This is a genomic window from Rhizobium sp. SVR5-9E (assembly GCF_056755095.1).
Genome location: NZ_JBNDHS010000527.1, coordinates 1 through 256, shown reverse-complemented (window position 1 = coordinate 256; position 256 = coordinate 1). Strand labels below are relative to the sequence as shown.

The window sequence follows — 256 nt, the reverse complement described above, 5'->3', positions numbered from 1 at the left end:
AAAAAGAAGCTGTGCGAATTGAAATAAATTATTTCTCCAAACCGGCCAGGTGTGTCCGCCAGGATATTCGGAATAAGAATATTTTATACCTAATTCATCCAATTTCTTCATCATTATCTGATTATTTTGATAGGCAATATCATTTTTCCCACCCATCGCAATCCAGAAATTTTTAATATTTGAATTGAACTTTGATTTATTGTCAGCTAAAAATTTATACTCGTCATCCGCCACTTTCTGAAGCGCAGGCAACATC

General features: G+C 34.4%; 1 protein-coding gene. It reads right to left on the bottom strand.

Annotation, left to right across the window (positions count from 1 at the left end; genetic code table 11):
- On the bottom strand, positions 1–256 hold a 256-nt coding region (locus ACPYOJ_RS35910), incomplete at both ends, for a hypothetical protein (protein ID WP_481420467.1).